This is a genomic window from Wolbachia pipientis (assembly GCF_023661085.1).
Classification (GTDB): Bacteria; Pseudomonadota; Alphaproteobacteria; order Rickettsiales; family Anaplasmataceae; genus Wolbachia.
Genome location: NZ_JAHDJT010000081.1, coordinates 1 through 6,471, shown reverse-complemented (window position 1 = coordinate 6,471; position 6,471 = coordinate 1). Strand labels below are relative to the sequence as shown.

The window sequence follows — 6,471 nt, the reverse complement described above, 5'->3', positions numbered from 1 at the left end:
AATTGGTTAACAGCCAACTGCTCTACCACTGAGCTACCGAGGAATAAACTGGTTTGAATTTATCATGTTGAACGCTGATTGTAAACGGTTTTTGCAATAAAGCGTAGCTGAGCAGCAGAAAACGGTAGAGGAAAGAACTTCGCTTTAACCATATTACACTGGCCCGTTTTATTCTTTGCTTGTTCAAGTATTTTCTGCCGCTTCGCTAGATTGGAGGTGCTCACGATTTACAAAGCACTAAGAGAAAAACTCCAAAACCACCATTTTAGCTTGTCATAGCGTGAGCATTGGATATACTAGTTCTCAGCAAAACGCAGGCAAATATGTTAGTACAATTTCTATCTAAAACTTCCAAGCAGCTGAAGAAGCATTGTGCATTGTTAAGCAATGAGGAAAAACAAAGTCTTTATAACGAAGTGCTAGAAGAAGTTAAAAATACACCTAGAAATTCTCAAGGCAATATAGATAAGCTAAAGAAGTTGAGTAAAGTAGCTGTTGCAATAGAAGAAACTACTGATAGTAAGTTACTAGAACAGTTTAATGATGGTCATCCGCTGAGAGAAGTTAATATTGCCTATGTTTCTGGAGAAGCTACAAACTATTTATTTAGCCTTGGTGATTCATCAGAACTATATGATTTGAAAGAGAATAGAGAAAAAGCAATTTATCAGGCAATCAAATCAAATGATAGAGAGTTAGTAAAACATCTGCTAATGATTCTTACGTCTGATGAGATAGAGATTGAATTTTTTAAGGAATTAGAGACGTTGCTGTCAGGAGTGTATGAAGAATTAAAAGAAAACTTATCACAAGATATGAAAAATTATCTAGAAAAAAATATAAGTCTAAAACGTTTTGTGTGTAGTAATGTTGATGTATTAATAGCCAAGCCTGTTGATATGCAAGCAGTGGTTAACCTATTTATAGTTCAATCTGGAGTAAATTATAAAATAGATGAGTTGTTACTGATTAAAATAGCAGAAGGCTTAGAAGAAGGGGAATTGCTATCACAAATAAATCAGATGATAGAGACGCTAAGGGAACATGAAAGGTTTGTAGAATTAGAATATAAGGTAAGAAGGTTAAAATCAGAACTAGCAAGTGGAAAAAGCAAGTATTCGGATGAGGTTATTAAGTTTAGTATTGAAGAGCGAGAAAGAGAAATGGGAGAGATTGGGGATAGAAGTAACCAAGTAATAAGCGAAAGGGAGAAATTATTATCAAGATTAAGTAATAGAGCAAGTAGAAGACATTAGTGAGCAAGCAATTTGTGGGGTGTTAAGGAGGTTTTATGTGTAAACTTTAATAAAATCTTAGAATATATTTATTTTGAAATTCATGTGAAAAAGAGTGACCACTGGCAACGGTAGCTACGATAACGCAGCTGATTCTTTAGACTACAAAGTAGGACAAAGAGTAAAATATTGGAGGCTAGAACGAGGGTATACCCAGAAGGAATTAGCAAAGAAAATCGGTGTATCATATCGGCTAATACTTCATTACGAAAAAGGGAAACGTAGGATTCCAATCGAAAGGTTATATGCCATAGCAGATGCATTATCAATAAGTATTAAAGATCTTGTTCCTGTATCAAAAGGTTATCTTGAAAACGAAGAAATATTAAATTTAGTAAGAGAATATAAAACGATTAATGATCAAGAATTACGCAAGGTATTTTATTTGTTAACCAAATCTGCTCAGCTCAGTGAAAAAAATAGTAGAAAAGCAGAGAGAATGGAAATAGCAAGAAATCTAGTTAAAGCGGGAGTTTCTGTTGATATTGTCTCAAAAATAATCGGCTTATCTGTTGATGAATATATTAAGAAAAAAACTGATTCTATATTCCAAAGAATAGGGAAAAAGATAAAAGGGTGGAGGTTAGCACGGAAGTATACTCAGTTAGAATTAGCGAAGAAAATCGGTATAACACGTCAAAAAATAAGCAAATATGAGCAAGGACGAACTACTATTCCACTTGATAAATTATATGACATAGCAGAAGCGTTATCGATTAGTATCATAGATCTACTACCTGAATCAGCAGAAGATGAGGATGACAAAGTAGAAAATGAATTACCGAATGTAATTGAAGAATACAAGAAAATTGAGAATCAAGAGTTACGCAATGCGCTAATCAAGTCTTTGTTTGAAGGCATACGAATTTGTGAGGAAAAAATTAGAAAAGCAGAGAAGATTAAAGTTGCAAAGGATTTAGTAAAAGGAGGAATTTCTATTGATATTATTTTGCAAACAATTGGTTTATCTGCTGATCAAATTGCATGATTTGAAAGTTTTTATAGTTGATGAAAGGCATCGCAGCAGAAGTATTGCCACAGTGTATGAAAAAATCATAGCAAATATTAGGCTTTAATAAAGTCCTATGGTAAAGTACATAAGTTTTCTTGTTTCTATAAATATATGTTTATTCCTGTAAGAGAAGTTAGCGACTTTAGCTACGTTAACCTAGTTGGTTCTATAAGCTACAAGATAGGACAAAAAATAGAAAATTGCAGGTTAATGCAAGGATATACGCAGGCAGAGTCAGCAAGTAAGATCGGGTTAACATATCAAGAAATAAACAACTATGAACTAGGATATATTCTTATTCCGATTGAGATATCATATACAATAGCAGAGGAATTATCAATTAGTGTTACAGATCTACTACCTGAACCAGTAGTAGTAAGGAAAGACAGTTATTGTGAAGATGAGGATGAAGAAATACTCTATCTCTCAAAAATATATGGAAAAATTCAGGATCAAAAGTTACGCAAGGTAGTGCGTCCATTGATCAGATCTGTCTATGTTAGCGAAAAATTTAATCAAGAAGAAGCGAGAATAGAAGTAGCAAAGAATCTAGTTAAAGAAGGGATTTGTGTTGACGTTATCTTTCAGGCGACTGGCTTATCTACTTACGAATACGATGGTGTAGAAGAAGAAGTCCGTACTGATTCTATACACTATAAAATAGGGCAAAGAATAAAAAAATGGAGGTTGATAAGGAGATATAATCAGAAAGATTTAGCGGATAAAGTTGGGTTAACACCTAGGGAAATACACAACTACGAGAGAGGATACACAGCCGTTCCATATGACAAATTATATGAAATAGCAGAAGCATTATCAGTTAATGTGAAGGCTCTGTTGCCTAAAACAAGAAAAAATAAGGATAGTAAAGAAGAAAATGAACTATTGGATTTCATAAGTGAGTACAGAAAAACTGAGGATCAAGAATCAGTGGATATATTAGATGGGTTAGTAAAGTCCTTATCTGAAGGTATGAAGACTGGAAAAGAAAAGGTTAAAAAAGCAGAGAAAATTAAGGTTGCAAAAAATCTACTTAAGTTAGGCGTTTCTATCGATGTTATCTCACGAACAACTGGCTTATCTGCTAAGGAATTTGCGTAATTTGAAGGTATCGTAGCAGAAATTTTATATAGAGCTATCTGATATAACTCTTATTTTTCAAATTTTGAATATGTTGAAAAAAAATGACCTCCACAGAAGAGCTTACAGAGGCATTTGAGGTGTTGGACGTTTTTTGGGTCGTCTTTTTAACTACCGCTATAATGTGGCTCTAAAGCCTGTTAAATGGGACATGGTAATTTTCCTCGTATTTATGCCATAAAAACACCTGTTTTTGATGTAAAACACTGAATAACTGAAATAGGATTTCCCCAGATGCTGAAAAAATCAATCTTTTGGGGAAACCTTTTAGCTATAGCTTGGTTAAAATGAAGGCAACCCATTCTTCTTCAGTTAAAATTTTAATACCTAACTCCAAAGCTTTTTGATACTTTGACCCAGGTTTTTCGCCGACCACCACAATGTCCGTTTTATTTGACACACTTGAGCTTACGTTGGCACCTAAAGATTCGGCTTTTGCTTGCGCTTCCCTTCTTTCCATAGTTGATAGAGTTCCAGTGAAAACTATTGTTTTACCGCTAAAGGGAGAATTATTAGTATTAGCATTAACTGGTAAAATTGTTAGCTGAGAAGAAAGCTCACTTACCATTTCAGCATTATCCTCATCAGAAAAAAACTCTTCCAAGGAATCTGCTGTTTTTTCTCCTACCCCAATTATTCTCATTAGTTGGTAGAGAGCTTTGTCATCAGAAGGTAATTTAACCATTACTTCATACCAATTTTCGTAGGACTTATAATGGTTGGCTAGGACTTTTGCTACACTAGGTCCAACATATCTTATTGCTAGGGAAGATATAAACTTTTCAAGCGTTACAGTTCTTCCGCTATTGATAGAGTCCAGCAAATTAGATATGGATTTTTCACCCCATCCCTCTAGTTCACTTAAGTTGAATTTTTTGAGCTTTTCTTCCAGAGCAAAAATGTCGGATATTTTCCTTACCAAACCAAGGTTATGAAGGAACTCCATTTGCTTATCACCAAAACCAGTAATATCAAGACCTTTCTCAGAGACAAAATATTTTAGCTTTCCTATTTGCTGTGCTGGGCAAACATTTTCCCCGGTACATCTAATCGTAGCTTCCCAGTCATCAACTCTACTGTTACATTCGGGGCAGGTGTCGGGAAAAACAAACTTTGGTGCATTTGGAGAACGGAAACTTTGATCTACATTTACGATTTTAGGAATTACATCGCCAGCTCGAGCTACTACCACTACGTCGCCTTCTCTTATGTCCTTGCGCTCAATTTCATCTTTATTATATAGAGTTGCTCTTGTAACGATCACTCCGCCTATATTTATCGGGACTAATTGAGCAACTGGTGTTAATTGGCCCGTTCTGCCGACTTGTACTAATATCTTCTCTATTCTAGTTTTTCCATGGGCTGCAGGAAATTTGTGAGCTATTGCCCATCTAGGAGCTTTATTTGTATTACCTAGACGTTCTTGCAACTGTAAGTTATTGATTTTACAGACTATTCCATCAACATCATAACCCAATTCATGGCGATTATCATGTATTCTATGATAAAACTCCAGCATTTCATTCACATTTTTTGCTAAGTATTGACGCTCATTTACACAGAATCCAAGCTTTTTCAGCTTATTTAATACTTCAGATTGGGTTTTTTCTGTTCCACCGATCAAAGAGTATGCAAAATATTTCAATGGCCTGCGAGCAGTAACTTCTGGATTTAGCTTCCTTAATGAGCCTGAGGCTAAGTTACGTGGGGTGGAGAATTCATTGTTTTTATTTAATTTTAAAAAGTCATCATTTCTGATATAGACTTCTCCTCTGATTTCCAATCTACCCTTTATGTCAGGTAACACTTTAGGCAATCCTTCTATAGTCGCCACATTTTTTGTCACATCCTCACCATATTGGCCGTTTCCACGAGTCAAACCCTTAATGAACACACCATCTTCATAGATTGCAGAAAAAGACAACCCATCGATCTTTGGCTAACATATGATTTCTAACTCATGTACATTTAGAAGTTTTCTGACCCTAGCAAGGAATTCTTCAACTTCTTTTTTGTCATAAGCGTTAGCTAATGAGAGCATAGGCACAATATGCTGTACTTCCGCAAACCTTTCATCAGGTGCAGCTCCAACTGTTACATCAATTCCTAGAAGTTGTGCTTTGGCTTTCAGATCATCGTATTGTGCATCAGTTATTTCTGAAGTATTTTTCTGATAGTACAACTCATTGTGATGTTCTATTTCTTTTTGTAGTTTTATTGCATTTTTACTCATAAAGTACCTCTTTTTGTGACTATTCCAGTATACAGCGTCAATCGTAAATAAATTATTGACTCATGCACTCGCTACCGCCGTGTTTTTGGGGGTAAAATGTTTGTATTGCGAGTGCGCCTTATTAAAAGTATAATATTTAAATAAAAATAGTGAGATATTTAACCATTAGAGATCTTGGTCTTTGCAGATTTCTACGTCCGAGTAATAAAGCTTTAATACACTGTGATAACACTATATAAATTCTCAAGATTTGTGCAACAATGACTACTACCAAAAATAAAATAGATCCTGATTCTTTATGCTATCAAATAACTCAAAAGGCAAAAGATATTAGGTTAAAGATGGGGTGCTCTCAGATTGAGTTCGCAAAAAGAGCTGGTGTAGCAAAGTCAACGGTTATAAATTATGAGCTAGGAGTATACAGTATTGAACCTACAACTCTCGAGAGGATGGCAAATAAATTATATTATGACATTGACGTTTTCTTTCCTGAGCCACCAGAAGGACTATATATTAGTCGCGAAGATAAGCAGGCATTTTATTTATTGCAATCCCTAAAAAGAATTAAGGACCTGAAAGTTCATGAAGCAGTGTGTACACTAACTAGATTTTTGTCAGAGAGAATTAAAGTTAACAAGGCTATAACAGAAGTAAGGCCTATAAAATCCCAAATGGCACAAAAGGCAAAAGACTGGCGGTTTATTAGAGGTTATACACAGGTGGAGCTTGCGGATAAAGCTGGGTTATCACTGACTCAAGTCAATACATACGAAAGAGAAATATTGTCATCA

The 6,471-nt window shown here is 35.0% G+C and carries 4 protein-coding genes and 1 pseudogene; 4 read left to right on the top strand and 1 reads right to left on the bottom strand.

What is annotated here, in order from left to right; genetic code table 11:
• Positions 1–323: 323 nt before the first annotated feature.
• From DM84_RS04240 to wmk (DM84_RS04230), 3 genes are all read left to right on the top strand, one after another.
• Positions 324–1,256: a hypothetical protein gene (locus DM84_RS04240; protein WP_250778569.1), complete on the top strand. Its 933-nt coding sequence runs from the start codon at positions 324–326 to the stop codon at positions 1,254–1,256.
• A 94-nt stretch (positions 1,257–1,350) separates the two neighbouring features.
• Entirely contained in the window at positions 1,351–2,283 is a 933-nt protein-coding gene (wmk, locus tag DM84_RS04235) for a WO male-killing family protein Wmk (RefSeq protein ID WP_250778568.1), read from the top strand.
• Positions 2,284–2,418: 135 nt separating this feature from the next.
• A complete protein-coding gene (gene wmk, locus DM84_RS04230) occupies positions 2,419–3,408 on the top strand; it encodes a WO male-killing family protein Wmk (protein WP_250778567.1) in 990 nt (329 codons plus the stop codon).
• Positions 3,409–3,718: 310 nt separating this feature from the next.
• Here the strand turns inward: wmk (DM84_RS04230) and ligA are convergent.
• A pseudogene (ligA, locus tag DM84_RS04225) lies at positions 3,719–5,680 on the bottom strand (NAD-dependent DNA ligase LigA).
• A gap of 260 nt (positions 5,681–5,940) precedes the next feature.
• On the opposite strand from ligA, the gene DM84_RS04220 reads away from it, so the two are divergent.
• Positions 5,941–6,471: helix-turn-helix domain-containing protein (locus tag DM84_RS04220; RefSeq protein WP_284706132.1), on the top strand; the 531-nt coding region annotated here is incomplete at its 3' end.